Below are 21,901 nucleotides of genomic sequence, written 5' to 3' on the forward strand. Positions count from 1 at the left end.
GATCGCGGCCTCGACCTGCGCGCCGAAGTCGTGACGCGGCAGACGCGTTCCGTCCAGACGCAGGGCGGCCGGCTCCAGCACCAGTTCACCACCACCTTCGACGCCGTAGCGGCCGCGGCCCAGCGGCGTCAGGGCGGCGTCTTTCAGGCCCCGCCCATCGACCCGCAGAACGCCGTCGCGCTCGAACACCGTCAGCGGCGCGGCCCGATCGCCATACTGGCCGACCGCCGCCATTTCGGCGGCGTCCAGGGACGAAAGGACGGAGGATTGGGCGAAGGCGGCTGTGCTCAGGACAAGTCCCATCAGGAAAGGGGCGATCGCGGTGAAAGGTCCGGCCAGTCTTCGCATCGCCCCTATGCCTGTCGCCCGCCTATTTCATCGTCGGGATGACGAAGGCGTCGCCCTCGTGGTCGCCCTCCGGCCACCGCGCGGTGATGGTCTTGACCTTGGTGTAGAACTTCACGCCCTCGACGCCGTGCTGGTTGGTGTCGCCGAACGCGCTGCGCTTCCAGCCGCCGAAGGTGTGATAGGCCACCGGCACCGGGATCGGCACGTTGATGCCGACCATCCCCACATTGACTCGGCTGGCGAACTCGCGCGCCGCCCGGCCGTTGCGGGTGAAGATCGCCACCCCGTTGCCGTACTGGTGCTCGGACGGCAGGGCCAGGGCCTCCTCGAAACTCTCGGCGCGGACGATCTGCAGCACAGGACCGAAGATCTCCTCCTGGTAGGTCTTCATGCCCTTCTTGACGCCGTCGAACAGCGACGGGCCGATGAAGAAGCCCTTCTCGAAGCCCTGCAGGGCGAAGTCGCGGCCGTCGACCACCAGCTCCGCGCCCTCGTCGACGCCGATCTGGATGTAGTCGGAAATCTTGGCGCGGTGGGCGGCGCTGACCACCGGACCGTAATGGGCGTCGAGGTCGGTGGAGACGCCCACCTTCAAGGTCTCGATCTCGGCGACCATCCGCTCGCGCAGCGCGTCCCCGGTCTTCTTGCCGACCGGAACGACCACCGGCAGGGCCATGCAGCGCTCGCCGGCCGAGCCGAAGGCCGCGCCCGACAGGTCCTTGACCACCTGGTCCAGATCGGCGTCGGGCAGGACGATCCCGTGGTTCTTGGCCCCGCCCATGGCCTGGACGCGTTTCCCGTGCGCCGTGCCGGTCTGGTAGACGTAGTGGGCGATGTCGGACGATCCGACGAAGCTGACCGCGCGGATCAGCGGATGGGTCAGGATGGCGTCGACGGCGGTCTTGTCGCCGTGCACCACGTTCAGCACCCCGGCGGGCGCGCCGGCCTCCATCATCAGCTCGGCCAGTTTCACCGGCACGGTCGGGTCCTTCTCCGACGGCTTGAGGATGAAGGTGTTGCCCACGGCGATGCTGATGCCGAACATCCACATCGGGATCATGGCCGGGAAGTTGAACGGGGTGATGCCCGCGCAGACGCCCAGCGGCTGGCGCATCGAATAGACGTCGATGCCGGGGCCCGCGCCCTCGGTGTATTCGCCCTTCAGGATGTGGGGGATGCCGCAGGCGAACTCGATCACTTCGAGGCCGCGCTGGATGTCGCCCTTGGAGTCGGCGATCACCTTGCCGTGCTCGGACGACAGGATCTCGGCCAAGAGGTTCATGTCGCGCTCGATCAGGCGCTTGAATTCGAACATCACCCGGGCGCGGCGCTGGGGGTTGGTCGCGGCCCAGCCGATCTGGGCGGCGGCGGCGGCCTGGACGGCGGCGTCCAGCTCGGCGTCGGTGGCCAGGGCCACGCGGGCCTGGATCTCGCCGGTGTTCGGATTGAACACATCGCCGAAACGGCCGGACTGCCCTTCGAGAGCCTGTCCGTTCACGAAATGGCTGATGGTCCGCATGATACGCTCCCTAAATCTTGTTTTGCGCGTCATAGCATCCGGCGTCCGGGCCGTATCGCGCAAATTCTCTCCGCCTATTCCTCCACATGCACCTTGCGGAACCGGCCCTGCAAATAGACCAGCGGCTCGTGGTCCGGATCGTAGCGCAGCTTCACCACCCGTCCGACATAGACCCGGTGGTCGCCGGCGTCGAAGACCTGATGGGTCACGCATTCGAAATTGGCCATGCAGTCGGGCAGGATCGGCACGCCCGTGCCCCAGGTCTCGGTCTCGATGCCCGCGAACCGGTCGCCGTCCTTCTGCACGAACTGGCGAGCCATCAGCTGCTGGTCGGCGTGCAGCACATTGACCGTGAACCGCCCGGCGGCGTCCAGGGTCGGCAGGCTGCGCGAGTTGAGGTCGACGCAGACCAGGGCCAGGGGCGGATCCAGCGACACCGAGGTGAACGAGTTGGCGGTCAACCCCACGCGGCGGCCGTCCTCGCCGACCGTGGTGATCACCGTCACCCCGGTCGTGAAGCATCCGAAGGCGTGGCGCAGCGCCCGGGCGTCATGCGCGCCGCCCTCGCCCAGTTCGATCGTGACCGGCTGACTCATTGGATCACCAGTGATGCAAACCGACGTTACGGGCAAGGGTTTGGGGCCGTGCGGTGATCACTTGCCCCCTACGGGTCGCTTCGCGACCGTCTTCCCCCACAGGGGGAAGAGGAAGCGCGCGCCGATCCTCCGCCCCCTCTGGGGGCGGACAGACCGCGAAGCGGTCAGGTGGGGGCAAGTGTTAACGGGCACGGTTCTTCAAGCTCACGCGATCTCTCGCTGAGGGAATGGAAAGGGCCGCGGAGCGCCGGACACCGTCCGGAGAACTTTGAATAAATACCGTTTCGACGAAGCCTGCCGCTCCGCGCCATCGTTATCCGGAAGCCCGCGACGCTGAGCCCTGTTAGGGCCTCGCCGCCTTGAAGCCTCCGACGGGCGGGCCAGGTCAACGAACCCCAGCCCCGGACCGCGAGCCTGTCACCGCTCGCCTGCTGCTAGGTCAGCCCTCACGCCACGTCGTTTTTGTGTTCCAGGCCCGACCGGCTCCAGAGACGTGAGGTTTGACGCCGTCCACGCGGACGCCGCCGCCGACAGAGCCTCCCGCTCGATCGCCCCCCGCCGCCGCATCGGTCGCTGGCCATGCGCCCTTTCCCTGCGACGAGGTGAGACAAGGATACGGGAGGTCTGGAGGATGGGGATAAGTTCGGTCGAGAAAGTTCAGGGCGTTGAAATCGTGGAACTTCATTCGCTGAACGCAGAGCATAAGCGCTTTTGAACCCTCTCTCATAGAGAGAGGGGTTCCATGGACGTCCGCAACGGGTCGGAAGCCGCCATTGGCCTTCACGCCGAAATCGGACACGGCGCAGACCCCGCCCCCTACCCCTCGATCACATGCGGCACGAACCGCGCCAGGTTCTTGGTCACCACGCTGTCGTCTTCGCGGATGCCCATGCCCGCCGGCTCGTTGCCGACCATCCACGCCCCGACCACCGGGCGCTTGCCGTCGAAGTCCGGCGGCGGGTGGTAGGCCTGGACGATCGCGCCTTCCGCGCCATAGCCCTGGTCGAGCACGGGCTCGTCGCCGCCCACCACCTCGACATTGGCCCCTTCGCGCGAGAACAGCGGCTTGCGCACAAACCGCCCGCCCAGCGCGCTCGCCGCCGGGTCGCCCTCGAAATAGGCCTCCAGCAGGTTGGGGTGGCCGCGGTGGCGTTCCCACAGCAGCGGCAGGATGGCCTTGTTGGACAGGATCGCCTTCCACGCCGGCTCGATCCAGCGGACCTGGGCGGTCTCCAGATGCGCGGCATAGGGCTCGCGCAGCATGAACTCCCACGGATAGAGCTTGAACGCCGCCTGCAGGACGAAGCCCTCGCGGTCGACGAACTGGCCCTCTTCGTTCAGGCCGATATTGTCCATGGCCACGAACTTGGGCTCGACGCCCGCCTGCAAGGCCAGGTCTTCGAGGAAGCGCACGGTCTGGCGGTCCTCGACGGCGTCCTCGTCGCTGGCGAAGTGGACGAAGCCGCCGGTGGGGAACAGCACCTTGAAGCGGTCGCGGAGGGCCTCGAACAGGCTGTTGAACTGGTCGGCGTTGGCCGGGAAGGTTCCGTTGGCGATCAGCTCCTCCAGCCACAGCCACTGGAAGGTGGCGGCCTCGAAGACGCTGGTCGGGGTGTCGGCGTTGTATTCGTAGAGCTTGGGCTTGGACTGGCCGTCATAGCCGAAGTCGAAACGGCCATAGAGCGACGGCGACTTGGCGCGCCAGGAGGCGGCCACGAAGTCGCGATGCTCGACCGGGATCGCCAGCTTCTCCATCAGCTCCTGGCTGGCGGCCACCTCGTCGACCAGGTCCAGGCACAGGTCGTGCAGCTCGGCCGCGGCCGGCTCCAGGTCCTGCTCCACCTGCTCCAGGGTGAAGGCGTAGGCCACGCTTTCGTCCCAATAGGCCTGGCCTTCGGTGTGGTGATAGACGAACCCGACCGCCTCGGCCTTGGCCTGCCAGTCGGGTCGGGGCGTCAGCTTGAGGCGGCGCACTACTCGCTCTTGCTGCCGTCGCCGGCCTTCTGCTCGATCTGCAGCGGCGGAGCGGCCGGGGCCAGGCGGGCCAGAACGTCGTCGGCGCTGGATTGACCCGGCATGATGCCGGCCAGGCGCAGCTTTTCGTCCAGGTCGGCGCCGGTGCGGCGGTCTTCCAGCTCGCCGGCGGCCTTGATCTTTTCGCCACGGATCATCTGGCGTTCCTTGATCCGGGCCAGGCTGTCGGCGGCCGAGCCGAGCGACGCCCCGGCCCCCGCGCCGCGCGCCGAGACGGCGGCCTGGGCCTTCTGGACGCTCTCATTGACCTTCACCACCTCGACCTCGCGACGCAGGGTCTCGATGCGGCGGTCGGTGGCGGTGATGGCGGTGTGCAGCTGGTCCTCGGCCGCGCGCATCTCGCCGATCTGCGGCTCCTTCAGCGCGATGTCCTGTTCCAGGTCGGCGATGCGCTGGGCCACCTGGCGGGCCAGGTCCATGTCGCCCTTGGCGACGGCGGCGCGGGCCGAGCCTTCGTACTTGGTGACCTGGTCGCGGAAGCCGCTGACTTCCTTCTCCAGGATGCGGCGGCGGGCCACCAGCGTGGCCATGTCGTCGCGGGCCTTGCCCTGAGCGGTGTCGGCGTCGCGGATTTCCTGGTCGAGGATGCGAATGGCGTTGGCGTCGACGACGGCCGCGGTGGCCTCGTGCGCGCCGGCGCGACCCAGGGTGAACAGCTTGTTCCAGATGGACATAGGGGGTCTCCGAAGGCCTTTGTTGGAGAATATACTGTTGGCGGCGGCGGGTCCGCCCTCGTTCTTCGACAAGCTCAGGATGAGGGCTGCTTCATGGGCGTCCCGAGTGGAATTCCTCATCCTGAGCTTGTCGAAGGAGAAGGAATTCGGTCCCGCGGCGCCTCCGATCGATCTAGGCGGTGGGGGTGAAGGACGAGCGCAGGTCCGAGGCGGCCTCGATGGCGTTGTCGGCCAACACGCGCAGCTCGATCAGGATGTCGTCCAGCGACGAGCCGGGCGCCAGCTCGCCGAACAGCTCGTAATAGTCGCGCTCGCCCACGGTGCTGATGCCGAAGTTCGACAGCGGCACGAGCTTCTGGGCCTTGAGCAGGAATTCGTTGAAGGCGTGACGGTCCTTCTGTTCGTCGACCGGCCACAGCAAGACCGAGGCGGCGATCTGCTGGTCGCTGACGCTGACATAGATCTCCAGGTCGCCCTGCTCGTGCATGGTCACCACCAGGATCGGATCGACGCCCTCGACCACGCGGGCCGTCATGGCGTCGCTGAAGCCGTCGGAAAGCGCCGTCTTCAGCGAACGAACAGTCCAGGCGGGGGTCGTCATCGAGCGATCTCTCCTTCGGCGATCCGATCTTGGAGCCGTTTCATACTAGATGGGCGGGCGAACGCCAGTCGTCGAGAGCGCAACCTTACGTGCGAGGATGACAAGTTGGTAATCCCCCGCCCCCTTTTACCTCTTCCTCTTTTTATGAAGCGGCGGGCGTCGTACATGTGAAGCGAGTTCCGCAACGGGTCGTCCATGTTCAGCAAGCTCTTCGGCCGCAAGGACGTAAGCCCCGCCTCGGCCCTGCCGGCGATCCGCAACGTCACCCTGGGCCGCACCGTCTGGCTGGACACCCTGGCCTGGCGCCGCCTGGGCGATGACCTGCGCTTTCCGCTGGACCGCGACACCCTGGAGATCACCGCCCAGGGGCTGGTCGATCTGAAGGACGGCGGCTTCGTGCACCGGTTCTACACCGACGACGACGTGATGTTCCAAGCCGTGTCCGACGATCGCGAGGGCCAGCGCGTCAACGACATCACCGTGTTCGTCCCGTGGGAAAGCGCCTATCCGGGAAGCCGCGCCGATCGCGACGCCTGGAAACAGCGCCTGCGGGCCCGCACCTTCACCGCCGCCGGCCTGCCCGACTATCAGCGTCTGTGGTTCGGCGACGAGGCCGAGAGCCAGGACCCGGTCACCTTCTGGGAAGACGTCCACGACGACCGCGACGGCGTTCCCGATCGGCGGATCTACCAGACCTGCATGCTGTTCGGCCGCGACCTGCCCGGCGAGGGCCGCGAGCTGCTGCTGGCCATCGAGCAGGAGAACGAGGACCGCACCGAAGTGTCGTTCGAGATCATGATCGGCGTCCCGCTGGGCGTCGGCGAATTCAAGGCTTAGGGCCTTAGGGGGAAAGCAAATGGACCTGCACGGATTTGGCGCCAGCGCCCTGGCCTTCTTGGTGGCCTTCGTCGCCGCCGGCCTGTTCACGGTGATCTTCAAGATCATCTACCAGTGGGTGACGCCCTACAACGAGGGCAAGCTGATCCGCGAGGGCAATGTCGCCGCGGCCCTGGCCCTGGGCGGAGCGCTGGTCGGCTATGTGCTGCCCCTGGCTTCGGCGCTCAGCAACACCGTCACCCTGCTGGAGTTCTGCGCCTGGGCGGGCCTGGCCGGCGTGCTGCAGATCGCCGCCTTCACCCTGGTGCGCATGGTGGTGATGAAGGACGTCGCCGCCCGCATCGAGAAGGGCGAGATCGCCGCCGGCGTCTATCTGCTGAGCATCTCCCTGGCGGTCGGCGTGCTGAACGCCGCCTGCATGACGGCCTGAGGCGCGCCATGAACAACACCCCTCAACCGCGTCGCCGCCTGCGTTCCAGCGGCCTGGCCCTGACCGGCCTGATGGCCGGCACGGCGATCTCGGTCAGCGCGTGCGACGACCCCGGCACGGCCACCCAGTGGGGCGACCCGCCGGCCGCCTCGCGTGAGGTCGACGCCAAGACCTACGCCAGCCTGGACGACTGCAAGACCTCCGGCGACATGACCGCCGCCCAGTGCCAGACCGCCTTCGATCAGGCCCAGAAGGACAGCGCCGCCAACGCCCCGAAGTTCGGCGACCAGCAAAGCTGCGAGGAGCGCTACGGCGTCGACCAGTGCGTGCCGCGCAACAACGGCGGCGGCGGCAGCTTCTTCACCCCGCTGCTGACCGGCTTCATCGTCGGCCAGGCGCTGAACAACATGGGCGGCGGCTATTTCGGCGCGCCGATGTACCGCGACCGTAACGGGACCTATTACGGCGGTTCGGGCTATCCGCTGTCGCGCGACTACGTCACCGGCCGCACCCGCGTACGCACCGACAGCTTCAACGCGCCGGAGATGCGCGCGCCCACCCGCGTCCAGAGCCGCAGCTCGGTGATCTCGCGCGGCGGCTTCGGCGGTTCGGGACGCTCGTACGGGGGGTGATCCAAAACGCCGCCCACCCCGGCGAAGGCCGGAATGAGCGGACGGCGCAGATGGAAAACGGGGACACGCCCGCGCGAACGGCGCTCTTTCTCCCGGCGCGGCTGACGGCGCGGGCGTGTCCCCCTCCCCCTCCCCTATGGCTTCAGAACCTTGAGGACGAACGGGTCGGTCTTGTCCCGGACGGGCGGGTCCAAGACGCTGGCGGCGTCCCTTCGATAGCGCGTCGCCGCGATCGGGTGAACATCGATATTCGAAATCACGGCGAGTTTCGGGGGACAAGCTGGGGACAGGTTTCCCACCGCCTGTCCCCCTGCCCCCCGGAGGCCGCTCTCGTCAGTGAGTCTCGTAGACCGTCTTGCCGCCGCTGATCGCGAAGGCTTCCTCGGGCGACAGCACCAGTTTCTTGCGGCCGAACAGGGCGAAATAGGCGATGCCCACCGCGAACCAGATCGCCACCCCGATCACGCCGCTGCGATAGATCGGGTCCTTCAGCTGGTAGAAGATCGTCACCAGCGAGATCACCACCGTCAGGCCCGCCCCGGTCAGGCCGAACTTGCTCTTGTAAGGCCGCTCCATCAGCGGGAACTTCCTGCGCAGCAGGATGAACGACACGCCCTGGGCCACATAGGACAGCATGGCCCCGAACACCGCCATGTTCAGCAGCGTGCCGCCGATCACCGCCGCGCCCTTCTCGGCCCCGAGGCTGAACCAGACCACCAGCATCACCGCCAGGCCGAAACCCGACCCGGTCAGCAGGGCCACGTCCGGCGTCTTGCGCACGCCATGGGTCACCGACAGGGCGCGGGGAAAGTAGCCGGCGCGCGACAGCGAATAGATCTGCCGGCCATAGGCGAAGATGATGGCGTGGAAGCTGGCGATCAGCCCCGCCACCGCGATCGCCGCCAGGACCTTGGCCAGACCCCCGCCATAGATCGTGCGGAAGCCTTCCAGGATCGGCTCGCCCGACTTGGACAGGGCGAAGGCGCCCGGCGCGATGGCGCTGTTGAGCCACAGCACCAGCAGGGCCGAGACGATCAGGGTGGCCATGCCCAGGATGATGCCCTTGGGCAGGTCGCGCTGCGGGGTGTGGCTCTCCTCGGCGGCCAGCGGCAGCTGCTCGATGGCCAGGAACAGCCAGACCGCGAACGGCAGCTGGGCCAGGGCCCCGCCGACCCCGGCCGGCAGGAACGGTCCGTGGCCGTCCGGCAGTTCGGTCCCGCCCGGGCCGACGTTCATGGCGTATTTGAAGAAGTCGGCGTGCGGCAGGGCGCTGACCCAGAACACCGCCAGGCAGGCCAGGGCCAGCAGGGTGATGAACACCGTGAACTTGAACGACATCGCCACCCCGCCGGCGTTCAGCCCCACGAAGATGATGTAGGCGCCCACCCAGTAGAGCGGCTGCACCCAGGCCGGCGTCTCGAAGATGCCCCCCAGGTACGAGCCGATGAAGAAGCAGACCACGGCGGCGGTCAGCACATATTCGACGTTCTCGCACAGGCCGGTGATGAAGCCGCCCCACGGCCCCATGGCGGCGCGGGCGAAGCTGTAGGCCCCGCCGGTGTGCGGCTGGGCCGCGGCCATTTCGGCGATCGAGAAGGTCAGGCCCAGATACATCACGGTGATGATCAGGGTGGCCACCAGCATGCCGCCCCAGCCGCCGACGCCCATCCCCAGGTTCCAGCCCGAGAACTGGCCCGAGATCACCGCCCCCACGCCCAGCGCCCACAGCGAGAACACCCCCGCATAGCGCTTGAGGCCCCGTTTATCGAAATACTCCGCGCCCACCTTTTCGTAGCTGACGCCGCCCCCGACGGATTCTTCGCTCATGGCCCGTACCCCTCTTGCCCTTGATCCGGAGGAAGGCTGCGCTCATCCCGCCGAGACGGCGAGCGTTCGTGATCACAAATATCGGCTTTCAGAGACCGGCGTTCACTATTTTGGCGCCGCTGGACGCGCTCAGGGCCGTTGGAGCCGGCGCCTGCCGACGGAGACGGCAGGATCGGCTTCCGATCCTGCTACGATGAGGGCGTGATGATCCCTAGACATAAGGCCCCCACATGAAGGCGATGGTTCCGAAGACGCCGGCCGCCGTGAACGCGGAAGCGAACACGATCAGGCCCGCCGTCAGGGCCTTGCGGACGTCGCCGCCGCGTCTCTCGGCCGCGCTGTACAGCTCCAGGAAGGCCAGAGGGATCAGATAGCTGCCGAAGGTCATGACGATGTCGGTGGGTCCCGACATGTCCTTCGTCATGCCCACCGGCCCCCGATTGACGACGATCCAGCCCATCAAGCCGACCCGCAGGAACCAGACCCCGCTGACCACCATGAAGGTGCGCATGGCCCAGCGCCGGTGCTGTTCGAACCGCCGCTTGATCGCGTGCCGCCAGGCTAGGCCGGCGAAGATCAGGATCAGAACGCTGTTGATCAGGATCGCCACGGCCGAGATGACGGAAAGGTAGGTCCCCCTAACGACCGCCAGCCAGACGCCGCTCAGCGCCATGAAGACGGCGATGACCAGGAAGGTCCGCCCGGTCCAGCGATGCAGCCTGGGCCATTTGCGGCGCAGGGCGGGGATCATCTGCATCAGGCCGCCCAGCGTCACCACTGACGCCAGCAGGACGTGGGCGGCGAAGACCGTGTTGCCTAGGTCGTCGCCTTGTTTGTAGCCGTCGATCAGGGGCTTGTCGTTCCAGCCGGCGAAGTCGCCGGTCGCGGTGCGCACCCCGTAGAAGGCGAGGATGAAGCCGATGAAGGCGGTTTGGCCGATGGCGGCGACGACGAACCAGAGGACGCCCGCCCAGCGCAGGGCGGTCGCCCCGGCGCTGGCCGGGACCGGTGACGAGGATGGGATCGACATGGCGCCTCCTGATGCGACCTCCAGGCTGAGGCCGACGGCAGGGATGGCGGCGAGGCGGGCGTCGGGTCTCGCCGATTTGGAATTCGGCTAGAGATATTTTCCAGGACGCGCGCGCACCGGTGGACAGAGCCAGGCGACGACGGGCAATTTCGCCGGAGAGGAAAAAGCGTATGCCATCGGCCACGACATCCAGCGCTTCGATCGCGGCGGCGGGGAAAGGTCCCAAACCCTGGCGGCCGCGCGGCCGGCTGCGGGTTCACGCGACGATCGCGACGGCGTCGTTCGTCTTCTACATCCTGGGGCGGTTCGTCGAAGGCGGCGCCGCGACGGTCTTCTCGGCTCTCGGCGTCGGGGCCTGCGGCTGGGCCTGGCTGGCGACCCGCGCCCTGTTCGATCCGGCCGAGCGGGACGCCCGATGGGCTCGCGTCGTCGGTCTGGTCGTGGCGTTGAGCGGAGCCCTGTCGGTCCTCGCCCCGGCCGGGGGGCTGATCGGACGCGTGGCCGGCAACACCTATGCGCTGAGCGGCTCAGCCGCCCTGCTGCTGACCTTCGTCGAACCCTTCCATCGCTACGGACGCGACCTGCCGATCGCCGAGCGACGGTTCCGGTTCGCCTTCGTCACGATCTACGCCGTCTTGGTGGCCGTCTCGGTCATGGGGTTGCGCGCCGTCGGCGAAGGGCCCGACGAGGCCCTGCGGGACGATCTGGCCAAGAGCGCCTGCGCCGTCATGGGGCTGGCGGCCCTCCTGGTCGCGGTGCGGTTTCGACGGGGCCATCCGCTGACCGCGCGAACCGCCACGGCGCCGCGCCGCGCGCCGACCCAGGACGACGCGCGTCTGGCCGAACGCCTTCGACAGCTGTTGATCGACGAGGCCGTCGACCGTCGGCCCGAGCTCAAGATCGGTGATGTCGCCGCCCGGCTGGGCGAGCCCGAGCACCGGGTCTCCCAGTGCATCAGCACGGCGCTCGGCTTTGCGAACTTCAATCGCTGGATCAACCACCACCGGATCGCGCGGGCCAAGCAGATGCTCGCCCACCCGAATGAGCGACGCTCGATCCTGGAGGTCGCTTTCGCCTGCGGCTTCGCCTCGCTCGGCCCCTTCAACCGCGCCTTCCGCGACGAGGTCGGCACGACGCCGCGGGAATATCGCTCGGCGGCGCGGGCGAGCGGGGGAGGCTAGGCGTGTGAGAGCGGGCGGACGAGGGACACAGCCACCCACTTCGTCTTCAGAGCGTGAGCAGTTTCCTCCGTCCCAGCACGATGAAACTCGCCACGAACATCAATACGATGAACATCGTCAGCCAACCCAGCGGTGTGGGCGCGGCCACGAAGCCGAGGTGGGCCAACGTCGCCCAACCGCCGCCGAGCACGAGGATCAGATGGAACGCCATGTTGCCGGTCTCGCGCGACAGGGCTCGCGTTAACTCGTCCGATAGTCGCCACGTCGCGATGCCCAGCCCGGCAAGGAGGGCGATCGAGACCAGCGTGCCCGCAAGAGCCGCGGCCGGGGACAGCAGGCCTAGCGGCCCAGCAAGGCTCAATCCGATCAGCAACAGGCCGCAGGCGGCGATCCACAGGAAGCTGTAAAAAAACAACCGGCCGCGTTCCCGCATGTCTTCGGCCGCCACCTCGTCATCGACAAGAGCGAGATCGGTATGAGTGCTCGCCATGACGAGGCTTCCGATGATCGCCAATGCTATGAGGGTTGAACCCGTCACGGCGGCGATCCACTCGGCGGGGCTCACCGCGCCCGTGCGGGCCAACGCGCTGAAGCCCATTATCGTCAGCAGCAAAGCGACGATGGCCACCGCATTCTGGATCAGGAAACTGCCCAAGTTCCGGAAGTTGATAGGCCGCTTGCGATTGGTGAAGCCGGCCGCCGCTATCGAGACGATCAAGCAAAGACCGAGCTGCGCCGTGACGCTGGTCGGTCGGAGTATCGCGCGCATGATGTCCTGATGCAGGAACGCGGCGGCGCCCCACAGAGCCAGGATGTAGACGATCGCTCCCGCGGCGCTCCAGGCCGCGATATCGCGCCATCTCGATAAGGGCATGTCGATCACTCCTGCTCCGGTGTCCAGTGGTCCACGAACAACTCCGGCACGGCGACGCCGAACAGTTTCGCCATGCGCAGAGCCAGCGGCAGGCTGGGATCGTACTTGTCGGTCTCAACAGCGTTGATCGTCTGGCGCGAGACGCCGAGCCGTCGGGCCAGCTCACCCTGGCTCCATCCCCGCCCCTCGCGGATCGCCTTCAAACGGTTTTCCAAGAGACCTCCAGCCTGTAAAGCATTCTTTACAGGCTGGCGCACGAAGGTGTCAAGAGTTCTTTACATACCCTTGAGAGGTCTGCGATCCGCCCTTGGCGAACGCGCTGAAGGTCGGTGTCGCCCCGCGGCCGGCACAAACGAAAGGACGGCTCGGCGGCGAGCCGAACCGTCCTGAGGGGCAGACGCGAAATCGATCAGCCGGCTAGAGCGGCCTTGATCGCGTCCAGGCCGTCCTGGGCCTTGGTGGCGTCGGGCGCGCCGCCCTGGGCGAAGTCGGCCTTGCCGCCGGCGCCCTGCCCGCCCATGGCGATCACGGCGGCCTTGGCCAGGTCGGCGGCGCTGAACTTGGCCGTAAGGTCGGCGGTGACGGCGACGGTGACGGCGGCCTTGCCGTCGCTGGTCCCGACCAGGGCCACGACGCCCGAGGTCAGTTGCTTCTTGAACTCCTCGGCCACGCCGCGCAGCTCCTTGCCGCCGACGCCGTCCAGGACGCGGGCGATCAGGGCCGTGCCCGCGACGTCTTCGGGACCCGCGGCGCCGGCGCCCGAACCGCCGCCCAGGGCCAGTTGCTTCTTGGCCTCGGCCAGTTGCCGCTCCAGCGACTTGCGTTCGGCGACCAGGGCGTCGACGCGGGCCAGGACCTCGGCGACCGGGGCCTTGAACTGGTCGGCCAGGGCCTTGGCGACGCCGGCCTGGTCCAGCAGGAAGCGACGGGCCGCCTCGCCGGTCAGGGCCTCGATGCGACGCACGCCGGCCGCCACGCCTTGTTCCGAGACGATCTTGAACAGGGCGATGTCGCCGGTGCGGGCCACGTGGGTGCCGCCGCACAGCTCGACCGAATAGGCCTTGGCCTCATCGGTCAGCGACTTGCCCAGGGTGAGCACCCGGACGCTGTCGCCGTACTTTTCGCCGAACAGGGCCACGGCGCCGGCCTCGATGGCCTCCTGCGGGGCCATTTCCTTGGTCTCGGCCGGGACGTTCTGGCGGATCACGGCGTTGACCTCGGCCTCGATGCGCTCGATCTCATCGGCGCTCAACGGACCGCCGTGGCTGAAGTCGAAGCGCATGCGGTCGCCGTCGACCATCTGGCCCTTCTGGGCCACGTGCGGGCCCAGCACATGGTGCAGGGCGGCGTGCACCAGGTGGGCGGCCGAGTGGTTGGCGCGGGTGGTGGTGCGCTTGGCCGCGTCCACCGAAGCCACGACGCTGTCGCCGACCTTCAACGGGCCGGCCAGTTCGACGCGGTGCACATAGAGGTCGCCGGCCTGCTTCTGGGTGTCGGTCACGCGGCTCTCGACGCCATGGGCCTCGATCACGCCGGTGTCGCCGGCCTGGCCGCCGCTCTCGGCGTAGAAGCTGGTGCGGTCCAGCAGGACCTCGACGCTCGCGCCCTTCTCGGCCGATTGGACCTGCGCGCCGTCCAGCACGATGGCCTTCACGGTTCCGGTGGTCTCGGTGTTGTCATAGCCGACGAAGTTGGTCGGGCCGTTGGCTTCACGGATCGGGAACCAGGCGGCGGCCGCGCCCTGCTGACCGGAGCCGGCCCAGTTGGCGCGGGCCATGGTGCGCTGGCGGTCCATGGCCACGTCGAAGCCGTCGGTGTCGACCGTGATGCCCTTGGCGCGCACGGCGTCCTGGGTCAGGTCCAGCGGGAAGCCGTAGGTGTCGTAGAGCTTGAAGGCGGTCTCGCCGTCCAGCACGCCGCCGGTCGTCAGGTTGGCCGTGGCTTCGTCAAGCAAGCCCATGCCGCGGCCCAGGGTGACGCGGAAGCGTTCTTCTTCCTGGCGCAGGGTCTCGACGATCGAGGCCTCGGCGCGGCGCAGCTCGGGATAGGCCTGCCCCATCTCGGCCACCAGGGTCGGGGCCAGGCGGTGCATCAGGGGCTCGTTGGCGCCCAGCAGATAGGCGTGGCGCATGGCCCGGCGCATGATCCGGCGCAGCACGTAGCCGCGGCCTTCGTTCGAGGGCGTGACGCCGTCGGCCAGCAGGAACGAGGACGAGCGCAGGTGGTCGGCGATCACCCGGTGCGACGGGGCCTGGGCGCCCTCGGCCTTGACGCCGGTCAGCTCGACGCTGGCGGCGATCAGGGCCTTGAACAGGTCGATGTCGTAGTTGTCGTGCACGCCCTGCAGGACGGCGGCGACGCGCTCCAGGCCCATGCCGGTGTCGATCGACGGCTTGGGCAGCGAGACGCGCTCGCCGCCGGCCATCTGCTCGAACTGCATGAAGACCAGGTTCCAGATCTCGATGAACCGGTCGCCGTCCTCATCCGGGCTGCCGGGCGGGCCGCCGGGGATGTGGGGGCCGTGGTCGAAGAAGATCTCCGAGCACGGGCCGCACGGGCCGGTGTCGCCCATCGACCAGAAATTGTCGTTGGTCGCGATGCGGATGATGCGGCTGTCGTCCAGCCCCGCGATCTTCTTCCACAGGTCGGCCGCCTCGGTGTCGGTGTGGTAGACGGTGACCAGCAGCTTGTCCTTGGGCAGGGCGAAGTCGCGGGTCAGCAGGGTCCAGGCGTGGGTGATCGCCTGTTCCTTGAAATAGTCGCCGAACGAGAAGTTGCCGAGCATCTCGAAGAAGGTGTGGTGGCGGGCCGTGTAGCCGACATTGTCCAGGTCGTTGTGCTTGCCGCCGGCCCGGACGCACTTCTGCGACGAGGTCGCGCGCGGATACGGCGGGGTCTCGGCGCCCGTGAACGCGTTCTTGAACGGCACCATGCCGGCGTTGACGAACAGCAACGTCGGATCGTTCTGCGGCACCAGCGGCGCCGAGGGGACGATGGCGTGATCGGCCGCGCCGAAATAGTTCAGGAAGGTGCTGCGGATCTCGTTCAGGCTGGGCATAGGCGTCTCGAGGGCTTCGTACTGGGTCCGGTCTCACCGGAAGTCGGCGCTGCATAGCGCGGTTTCAAGCGGAGAGGAAATTGAGTCGGTGGCCGGGAGGGGCGCGCGAAGGTCCGGCGGCCGCCCAAGGTCCTTCCCCTTTGGGGAGGTGTCGGCACAGCCGACGGGGGTAATGATCCGGCTTCGCCTCATCCAAGATCGCGCGCCGTCAAAACTCCCCCACCGATCGCTACGCGATCGCCTCCCCCACAGGGGAGGATTTGGAGGGTCGGCTCAGCAGACCCCCTCCGTTGTCCCGGACTTGCGTCCGGAACGCCACCTCCCCCTGAGGGGGAGGAATGGCGGAGCCTTAAACGAAATCGGACGCCTGGCATGGGGTCCAGGCGTCCGGGAATCGCGGCCGGCCGGGCGGTGTGCGCGGCGGGCTATAAGGCGGGGTCGCCCGCAGCGGGCGGCGGCCGCGAAACCTTCGACCGATCCGAGCCGTCCGAAGACGGCCCGGACCAGGGAAGTCCTATTCTTCGCCGTCGTCCTCGGGACCGCCGACCAGCAGTTCTTCCTCGATCTTCTGGGAAGACTTGCGCACGGCGGCCTCGATCTCGGCGGCCAGGTCCTTGTTGGCCTTGAGGAACTCGCGGACGTTGTCGCGGCCCTGGCCGATGCGCTGGCTGTTGTAAGAGAACCAGGAGCCGGCCTTGTCGATGATCCCGGCCTTGACGCCCAGGTCGATGATCTCGCCCAGCTTGGAGATGCCCTCGCCGTACATGATGTCGAACTCGACCTCGCGGAACGGCGGAGCCACCTTGTTCTTGACCACCTTGACCCGGACGTTGTTGCCCACGATCTCGTCGCGGTTCTTGATCGAACCGGTGCGGCGGATGTCCAGGCGGACCGAGGCGTAGAACTTCAGGGCGTTGCCGCCGGTGGTGGTTTCCGGGCTGCCGTACATCACCCCGATCTTGTGACGGATCTGGTTGATGAAGATGACGATGGTGTTGGCCTTGTTGATCGAGGCGGTCAGCTTGCGCAGGGCCTGGCTCATCAGGCGCGCTTGCAGACCCGGCAGGCTGTCGCCCATCTCGCCTTCGATTTCGGCCTTGGGGGTCAGGGCCGCCACGGAGTCGATGACCACGATGTCGACGGCGCCCGAGCGCACCAGGGTGTCGGTGATCTCCAGGGCCTGTTCGCCGTTGTCGGGCTGGGAGACCAGCAGGTTGTCGAGATTGACGCCCAGCTTGAAGGCGTAGCCCGGATCCAGCGCGTGCTCGGCGTCGACGAAGGCGGCGGTGCCGCCGGCCTTCTGGCATTCGGCGACCACGTGCAGGGCCAGGGTCGTCTTGCCCGAGCTTTCCGGCCCGTAGATCTCGATCACCCGCCCCTTGGGCAGGCCGCCGATGCCGAGCGCGATGTCCAGGCCGAGCGAGCCGGTGGAGATCGCCTCCATCTCGACCTTGCCCTTTTCGCCCAGCTTCATCACCGAGCCCTTGCCGAACGCCCGATCGATCTGGGCCAGCGCGGCTTCCAGAGCCCGTTGCTTGTCGCCGTCTTCTTTGCCCACGAGTTTCAAAGCCGCCTGATTGCTCATTGGAGAGGTCCGCCCTTATTCCATGATTCCAACAACCGGACCGGAGGTTCGCGACCGCCGCGCCCACCCGCCTGTGGAATGATTAACGCGTACATGGTTTGTTCCATGTTCGCAACATGTTCTTACTGTAAGGGCCAGGTACGTCGAAATCGGTCGCATCTAGGAGGATTTGTGCGGTCGCTCCGCAATCTGAAAAAAAACGCCAGGAAAACGATAGAAGGCGGCCTGGGCTCAACCCGTCCTTAACGACGCCCGGCGATTCTGAGCGCCTTCCGGGAGGCTTCCGTCTTGTCGATCGATCCACGCCGCCTTCTGGGCCTGGCCTTCGCTAGCGCCGATCTTCTTCTGGAAGTCGAGAACGGGCGCGTGACCCTAGCGCTGGGCGCCGTCCAGCGAATCCTGGGTCAGGACGAGCGCACCGTGATGGGCTGCACCTGGCGCGACCTGTTCGCCCCCGCCGACCGCCCCCTGATCGACGCCGCGACAGACGTGATGAGCGACGGCCAAAGACGCGGCCCGGTCACCGTCGGCATGGCCGGCGACGCTTCACGCCATGTGCACCTGACCATGCGCGCCCTGCCCGACAACGGCGGCCGGATCTCGGTTTCGGTCACGTCCGCCCCCGCCCCTTCGGGGCAGATGGACGAGATGGGCCTGCGCAGCCGCGAGGTTTTCGAGGACATCGCCAGGGGACTGTTCGAGGCCGCGCGCGCCATCGGCCTGGAGCTGGAACTGGCCATGGTCGACTTCACGGGCCTGGATGAGGTGCGGCAGCAAATGTCCAAGCCCGAGGTCCAGGCCCTGGACCTCAAGCTGGCCGGGGCCGTGCGGGCTGAGTCCCACGCCGGCGGCATGGCGACCCGCCTGACGCCTGACCGCTTCGCCCTGGTCCGCACCAAGCCAGACCACCCCGACGACATGGCCCAGCGCCTGACCCGCGCGACCGGTGTCCAGACCACCGCCCAGGTGGCGCCGATCGACGCCGGGGCGAGCGCGTCGCGCGGCCTCAAGGCCTTGCGCTACGCCCTCGACGATTTCCTGCGGGAAGGTCCGGGGGACGGCCCGCAGCTGAGCTTCTCCGAGGCCATGAACCAGTCGGTCAAGCGCACCCTGGCGCGGGCCGGCGCGCTTGGCGTGGCGGTCAGCCAGCGACGCTTCACCCTGGCCTACCAGCCGGTGGTCGATCTGAGGAGCGGCCTGGCCCACCACCACGAGGCCCTGGTGCGCTTCGAGGACGGCGGCAGCCCCTTCCAGCTGATCCGCATGGCCGAGGAGTTCGACCTGATCGAGGAGCTGGACCATGCCGTCGCCGAGATGGCGGTCAAGCGGCTGGCCGCCGACCGCACGGGCGAGATCAGGCTGGCGGTCAACGTCTCGGGCCGCACCATCGTCAACGAGAACTTCGTCGACCATATCGGCCGCCTGCTGGCCAGGACCGACGCCGCCAAGGGGCGCCTGATCTTCGAGATCACCGAGAGCAGCGCCATCGACGACCTGCCGCGCGCCAACCAGCATATCCAGACCCTGCGCGCCCTGGGCTCGATGGTCTGCCTGGACGACTTCGGGGCCGGGTCGGCGTCGTTCGCCTATCTGCAGGAACTGAGCCTGGACATCGTCAAGATCGACGGCCGCTATGTGCGCGACCTGGCCGGAAACGGCCGCGACGGGGCCCTGGTGCGCCGGCTGGTCGAACTGTGCCGCGACCTGAAGGTCCGCACCGTGGCCGAGATGGTCGAGACCCCCGAGGTCGAGGACGTGGTCCGCAGGGCCGGCGTCGACTTCGCCCAGGGCTGGCTGTACGGCAAGCCGGCGGAACAACCGCAACCGGCGCGGAAGATCGGCTCTGTGACCCCCGCGGCGCGTCGGTCGGGCGCGTCCGAGGGCTGGGGGTAAAGCCCACGGATCCTTCTCCCCTCGCGGGAGCAAAGGTGTCAGCCGCGGGCTGACGGATGAGGGGCCGCTCACTTTCATAGACCGAGAGACGGTCTGCGTGTCGATCTAAGGTCTTCTAGGCTTCACGCATCGTGGAACGTCGCCCCGGTCGTCGCCTAATTTCACGCTCCAGCGCCACGGCGTTGACCAGCACCCCGTCGCTATTGAGGATCGGAAAGACCTCGACCTCACACCGATAGGCTTCACCCGACTTGCGATAGTTGATCAGGGCGACCTTCAACCGTTTCCCGTCGCGCAGCGCGCGGGCCAGCGTGCGGCGCGTCGCCAGACTGGTCTTCTCGCCTTGAAGCAATCGAGGCGTCTGCCCCACCAGTTCCGAACTCGGATAACCGGTCATGCGCTCGAAGGCGCCATTGACGTACAGGATGGTCGGACCTGGATGCGAAAGCTCGCCATCGGTGACGACCACCGCCGTCTCCGAGTCGGCCGTCAGGGCGGCCATCAAATCTTCTATGCCCATGCTCACGCCACCCACGCATTGAACTCACCTGCCGCGATTGCGGCTTAGATGAGATCGGCTAGATTGCAATTCATTAGTTGTTAACCGTGACCTATGGTCGCGCTTTCGAATGTATTGCTCAGTTTAGTGACGCTCTGACTGCGGCATACTGCCGTTTGAATTGGAAATTAGGACCTCATTAGCGTTTTGCAGCAACGTTCGCGCAACATTGTTCTCAAAGCGAAATCAACCGCATGCTGTTCTCCAACACGATCAAATCCAAGCAAGCCGCCGTCGCCGCTGGAGTGCGCGAGCTACAAGCTCAGGTCGCCGCCATGGATCGGTCTCAGGCGGTGATCGAGTTCAAGCTCGACGGAACGATCCTTCGGGCCAACGCCAACTTCCTGAACGCCTTGGGCTACCAGGCCGAGGAAGTCGTAGGAAAACATCACAGCATCTTCGTCCCATCGGCCGAAGCGGCAAGCGCCGAGTATCGCGCCTTCTGGAATGAGCTCAACAGCGGACAGTTCGTTGCGCGCAAGTTCCTGCGGATCGGCAAAGGCGGCGCCGAGTGCTGGATTCAGGCTTCTTACAACCCCGTGCTCGATGAGAACGGCAAGCCCTACAAGGTCATTAAGTTCGCCACCGACGTCACGGCCATTGAACAATGAGCGAATGCGTTCCGAGGGCGAGCGACAACGCGCGACCGAGGAGCAGGAGGAGGTTGTCGCCAACCTCGCCGAAAGCCTCAAGCGCATGGCGCAAGGTGATCTGACCGCCCGCATCAGCGCGCAGTTCCTAGGCCGGTATGCGCAGATCAAGGACGACTTCAACGCCGCGATCGACAGCCTGCGTAATGCCATGAGCGGCATCACCGCGACAACGGGCGGCTTGCGCGCCGGCGCCGACGAAATCTCCACAGCTTCGGATGATCTGTCGCGCCGCACTGAGCAGCAGGCCGCCAGCCTGGAGCAGACGGCGGCGGCCCTGGATGAGATCACGGCCACCGTCAAGCGCAGCGCAGCAGGCGCCAAGCAGGCTTCATCCGCCGCCTCTGGCGCGCGAACCGACGCGGCCCGCTCGGGCGAAGTTATGCGCGACGCGGTCGCCGCCATGGGCGAGATCGAGCAAAGTTCAGGTCAGATCACCCAGATCATTGGCGTGATCGATGAAATCGCTTTCCAGACCAACCTGTTGGCCTTGAACGCTGGTGTCGAAGCCGCTCGCGCGGGGGAGGCCGGGCGCGGCTTTGCCGTCGTCGCCCAAGAGGTCCGGGCTTTGGCCCAGCGTTCGGCGGAGGCGGCAAAGGAGATCAAGACCTTGATCGCCAGCAGCACCGCACAGGTCGAGCGCGGCGTTAAACTCGTCGGCGACACCGGCCAAGCGCTGACGGGAATCGTGACCAAGATCGCCGAGATCGATGTCTTGATCTCCGAGATCGCCACTTCGTCGCAGGAACAGGCCACCGGCCTCAATGAGGTCAACACCGCCGTCAACCAGATGGATCAGGTCACCCAGCAGAACGCCGCCATGGTCGAAGAAGCCACCGCTGCGGCCGCCAATCTGAAGACCGAAGCCGCTGAGCTGGCCTCGCTGGTCGCGCGCTTTCAGACCGGCGCGCCCGTCGCGCGGATCGAACCCGCTCAGCCTGGTCGTCATGCGCCAGCGGCTAACCCCGTAGCGCGAGCCCAGGCCAAGATTGCCGCGTTCGCGCGTCCCGGGGGCGCTGCTCAGGCGGCGACACAGTCCTGGGAAGAATTCTGATCCGGATATGGGAGACGGCCAAATGGTGAACGATGGCGGCCTCCCCAGCGCGGGCCAACTGGAGCTGATTTCGTTTGAGATCGGCGGCCAGGAGTTCTGTATCGACATTCGCAGTGTAAGAGAGATTCGGGGTTGGACCGCGGCGACGCAGATGCCGCACACGCCAAGCTACATGCTTGGGGTGATCAATCTTCGGGGCGCGGTGATGCCGGTCATCGATCTGCGCTGCCGTTTAGGTTTGGGTGTGACAGATGTCTCCTCACGCCACGTCATCGTCGTGATCCAGCACTCTGCGCAGTTGGCCGGCGTTCTCGTCGACGCCGTTCAGGAAACCTTCCAAGTGGACGCCAGCGTGCTGCAAGAGCCGCCGCAGATCGAAACCACGACCTTGGACCTTTTCGTCGACGCCATCATCCCGATTGAAGATCGCTTACTCAGCCGGCTCGTTGTTAGCGCGCTTCTCCCGGCTCAGCGTATCGCCGCGTAAAGGAGACGATCGTTGGTTGGAAAGTCTTGGCA

General features: G+C 66.9%; 19 protein-coding genes and 2 pseudogenes. 8 read left to right on the forward strand and 13 right to left on the reverse strand.

The annotated features are described in order from the left end of the window. The 6 genes and pseudogenes from WAL33_RS03695 to WAL33_RS03720 form a co-directional block, all read right to left on the reverse strand. Nucleotides 1-303: pseudogene (locus tag WAL33_RS03695) on the reverse strand (peptidase M15); the annotation flags it as partial. A 67-nt stretch (nucleotides 304-370) separates the two neighbouring features. Next, nucleotides 371-1,867 (reverse strand): CoA-acylating methylmalonate-semialdehyde dehydrogenase, encoded by a 1,497-nt coding sequence (locus WAL33_RS03700; RefSeq protein WP_422178606.1) that lies wholly within the window; start codon nucleotides 1,865-1,867, stop codon nucleotides 371-373. Between the two features lie 74 nt (nucleotides 1,868-1,941). Further along, nucleotides 1,942-2,463, reverse strand: coding sequence for a flavin reductase family protein (locus tag WAL33_RS03705; protein ID WP_422178608.1), 522 nt, complete (start codon nucleotides 2,461-2,463; stop codon nucleotides 1,942-1,944). An 816-nt stretch (nucleotides 2,464-3,279) separates the two neighbouring features. Beyond that, a complete protein-coding gene (locus WAL33_RS03710; protein ID WP_422178610.1) occupies nucleotides 3,280-4,437 on the reverse strand; it encodes a glutathionylspermidine synthase family protein in 1,158 nt (385 codons plus the stop codon). Continuing rightward, the gene (locus WAL33_RS03715) at nucleotides 4,437-5,171 is read right to left on the reverse strand and encodes a PspA/IM30 family protein (RefSeq protein WP_422178612.1); all 735 of its coding nucleotides are present in this window, start codon (nucleotides 5,169-5,171) and stop codon (nucleotides 4,437-4,439) included. The genes WAL33_RS03710 and WAL33_RS03715 overlap by 1 nt, the downstream gene beginning before the upstream one ends. A gap of 172 nt (nucleotides 5,172-5,343) precedes the next feature. Further along, nucleotides 5,344-5,772, reverse strand: coding sequence for a YjfI family protein (locus tag WAL33_RS03720; protein WP_422178614.1), 429 nt, complete (start codon nucleotides 5,770-5,772; stop codon nucleotides 5,344-5,346). Nucleotides 5,773-5,967: 195 nt separating this feature from the next. Between WAL33_RS03720 and WAL33_RS03725 the strand changes: the two genes are divergently transcribed. Genes WAL33_RS03725 through WAL33_RS03735 form a run of 3 tightly spaced genes read left to right on the forward strand, consistent with a single transcriptional unit; the run spans nucleotide 5,968 to nucleotide 7,671 of the window. Continuing rightward, nucleotides 5,968-6,609 (forward strand): YjfK family protein, encoded by a 642-nt coding sequence (locus tag WAL33_RS03725; protein WP_422178616.1) that lies wholly within the window; start codon nucleotides 5,968-5,970, stop codon nucleotides 6,607-6,609. A 19-nt stretch (nucleotides 6,610-6,628) separates the two neighbouring features. Further along, a complete protein-coding gene (locus WAL33_RS03730) occupies nucleotides 6,629-7,039 on the forward strand; it encodes a DUF350 domain-containing protein (RefSeq protein ID WP_422178617.1) in 411 nt (136 codons plus the stop codon). A gap of 8 nt (nucleotides 7,040-7,047) precedes the next feature. After that, nucleotides 7,048-7,671: a DUF1190 domain-containing protein gene (locus WAL33_RS03735; RefSeq protein ID WP_422178619.1), complete on the forward strand. Its 624-nt coding sequence runs from the start codon at nucleotides 7,048-7,050 to the stop codon at nucleotides 7,669-7,671. A gap of 333 nt (nucleotides 7,672-8,004) precedes the next feature. Here WAL33_RS03735 and WAL33_RS03740 read toward each other — a convergent pair whose 3' ends face one another. Together WAL33_RS03740 and WAL33_RS03745 are read right to left on the reverse strand one after the other, a co-directional pair. Continuing rightward, nucleotides 8,005-9,498, reverse strand: a complete 1,494-nt coding sequence (locus WAL33_RS03740; RefSeq protein WP_422178621.1) for an amino acid permease — start codon at nucleotides 9,496-9,498, stop codon at nucleotides 8,005-8,007. 211 nt (nucleotides 9,499-9,709) lie between these two features. Further along, a complete protein-coding gene (locus WAL33_RS03745; RefSeq protein ID WP_422178623.1) occupies nucleotides 9,710-10,528 on the reverse strand; it encodes a DUF2306 domain-containing protein in 819 nt (272 codons plus the stop codon). Nucleotides 10,529-10,698: 170 nt separating this feature from the next. Here WAL33_RS03745 and WAL33_RS03750 point away from each other — a divergent pair, with 170 nt between their 5' ends. After that, on the forward strand, nucleotides 10,699-11,709 hold the full coding sequence (locus tag WAL33_RS03750; protein ID WP_422178625.1) for a helix-turn-helix domain-containing protein: 1,011 nt from the start codon (nucleotides 10,699-10,701) through the stop codon (nucleotides 11,707-11,709). Nucleotides 11,710-11,755: 46 nt separating this feature from the next. On the opposite strand, the gene WAL33_RS03755 is transcribed toward WAL33_RS03750, so the two are convergent. From WAL33_RS03755 to recA, 4 genes are all read right to left on the reverse strand, one after another. Continuing rightward, on the reverse strand, nucleotides 11,756-12,592 hold the full coding sequence (locus WAL33_RS03755; protein WP_422178627.1) for a hypothetical protein: 837 nt from the start codon (nucleotides 12,590-12,592) through the stop codon (nucleotides 11,756-11,758). Further along, nucleotides 12,589-12,798, reverse strand: a complete 210-nt coding sequence (locus tag WAL33_RS03760; RefSeq protein WP_422178629.1) for a helix-turn-helix transcriptional regulator — start codon at nucleotides 12,796-12,798, stop codon at nucleotides 12,589-12,591. The genes WAL33_RS03755 and WAL33_RS03760 overlap by 4 nt, the downstream gene beginning before the upstream one ends. Before the next feature lie 194 nt (nucleotides 12,799-12,992). After that, the gene (gene alaS, locus WAL33_RS03765) at nucleotides 12,993-15,641 is read right to left on the reverse strand and encodes an alanine--tRNA ligase (RefSeq protein WP_422178631.1); all 2,649 of its coding nucleotides are present in this window, start codon (nucleotides 15,639-15,641) and stop codon (nucleotides 12,993-12,995) included. 514 nt (nucleotides 15,642-16,155) lie between these two features. After that, on the reverse strand, nucleotides 16,156-17,226 hold the full coding sequence (recA, locus tag WAL33_RS03770; protein ID WP_422178633.1) for a recombinase RecA: 1,071 nt from the start codon (nucleotides 17,224-17,226) through the stop codon (nucleotides 16,156-16,158). 288 nt (nucleotides 17,227-17,514) lie between these two features. Between recA and WAL33_RS03775 the strand changes: the two genes are divergently transcribed. Further along, entirely contained in the window at nucleotides 17,515-19,119 is a 1,605-nt protein-coding gene (locus tag WAL33_RS03775) for an EAL domain-containing protein (RefSeq protein WP_422178635.1), read from the forward strand. A 115-nt stretch (nucleotides 19,120-19,234) separates the two neighbouring features. Here WAL33_RS03775 and WAL33_RS03780 read toward each other — a convergent pair whose 3' ends face one another. Then, entirely contained in the window at nucleotides 19,235-19,621 is a 387-nt protein-coding gene (locus WAL33_RS03780) for a PAS domain-containing protein (protein ID WP_422178637.1), read from the reverse strand. Between the two features lie 251 nt (nucleotides 19,622-19,872). On the opposite strand from WAL33_RS03780, the gene WAL33_RS03785 reads away from it, so the two are divergent. The 3 genes and pseudogenes from WAL33_RS03785 (at nucleotide 19,873) to WAL33_RS03795 (ending at nucleotide 21,869) form a co-directional block, all read left to right on the forward strand. Continuing rightward, nucleotides 19,873-20,289 carry a PAS domain-containing protein gene (locus tag WAL33_RS03785; RefSeq protein WP_422178639.1) on the forward strand — a complete coding sequence of 139 codons (417 nt, stop codon included), beginning with the start codon at nucleotides 19,873-19,875 and terminating at the stop codon, nucleotides 20,287-20,289. Between the two features lies 1 nt (nucleotide 20,290). Then, nucleotides 20,291-21,382 (forward strand): annotated as a pseudogene (locus WAL33_RS03790) (methyl-accepting chemotaxis protein); the annotation flags it as partial. 22 nt (nucleotides 21,383-21,404) lie between these two features. Continuing rightward, nucleotides 21,405-21,869, forward strand: coding sequence for a chemotaxis protein CheW (locus tag WAL33_RS03795; RefSeq protein ID WP_422178641.1), 465 nt, complete (start codon nucleotides 21,405-21,407; stop codon nucleotides 21,867-21,869). Nucleotides 21,870-21,901 lie beyond the last annotated feature (32 nt).

It is taken from the genome of Caulobacter sp. (genome assembly GCF_049283275.1).
GTDB lineage: Bacteria > Pseudomonadota > Alphaproteobacteria > Caulobacterales > Caulobacteraceae > Caulobacter.

What these genes read in the sequence shown, in the direction of transcription:
- WAL33_RS03700 (WP_422178606.1), bottom strand. Translation starts at nt 1,867, where the DNA reads ATGCGGACCATCAGCCATTTCGTGAACGGACAGGCTCTCGAAGGGCAG.
- WAL33_RS03705 (WP_422178608.1), bottom strand. Translation starts at nt 2,463, where the DNA reads ATGAGTCAGCCGGTCACGATCGAACTGGGCGAGGGCGGCGCGCATGAC.
- WAL33_RS03715 (WP_422178612.1), bottom strand. Translation starts at nt 5,171, where the DNA reads ATGTCCATCTGGAACAAGCTGTTCACCCTGGGTCGCGCCGGCGCGCAC.
- WAL33_RS03720 (WP_422178614.1), bottom strand. Translation starts at nt 5,772, where the DNA reads ATGACGACCCCCGCCTGGACTGTTCGTTCGCTGAAGACGGCGCTTTCC.
- WAL33_RS03725 (WP_422178616.1), top strand. Translation starts at nt 5,968, where the DNA reads ATGTTCAGCAAGCTCTTCGGCCGCAAGGACGTAAGCCCCGCCTCGGCC.
- WAL33_RS03730 (WP_422178617.1), top strand. Translation starts at nt 6,629, where the DNA reads ATGGACCTGCACGGATTTGGCGCCAGCGCCCTGGCCTTCTTGGTGGCC.
- WAL33_RS03735 (WP_422178619.1), top strand. Translation starts at nt 7,048, where the DNA reads ATGAACAACACCCCTCAACCGCGTCGCCGCCTGCGTTCCAGCGGCCTG.
- WAL33_RS03740 (WP_422178621.1), bottom strand. Translation starts at nt 9,498, where the DNA reads ATGAGCGAAGAATCCGTCGGGGGCGGCGTCAGCTACGAAAAGGTGGGC.
- WAL33_RS03745 (WP_422178623.1), bottom strand. Translation starts at nt 10,528, where the DNA reads ATGTCGATCCCATCCTCGTCACCGGTCCCGGCCAGCGCCGGGGCGACC.
- WAL33_RS03750 (WP_422178625.1), top strand. Translation starts at nt 10,699, where the DNA reads ATGCCATCGGCCACGACATCCAGCGCTTCGATCGCGGCGGCGGGGAAA.
- alaS (WP_422178631.1), bottom strand. Translation starts at nt 15,641, where the DNA reads ATGCCCAGCCTGAACGAGATCCGCAGCACCTTCCTGAACTATTTCGGC.
- recA (WP_422178633.1), bottom strand. Translation starts at nt 17,226, where the DNA reads ATGAGCAATCAGGCGGCTTTGAAACTCGTGGGCAAAGAAGACGGCGAC.
- WAL33_RS03780 (WP_422178637.1), bottom strand. Translation starts at nt 19,621, where the DNA reads ATGGCCGCCCTGACGGCCGACTCGGAGACGGCGGTGGTCGTCACCGAT.
- WAL33_RS03785 (WP_422178639.1), top strand. Translation starts at nt 19,873, where the DNA reads ATGCTGTTCTCCAACACGATCAAATCCAAGCAAGCCGCCGTCGCCGCT.
- WAL33_RS03795 (WP_422178641.1), top strand. Translation starts at nt 21,405, where the DNA reads ATGGTGAACGATGGCGGCCTCCCCAGCGCGGGCCAACTGGAGCTGATT.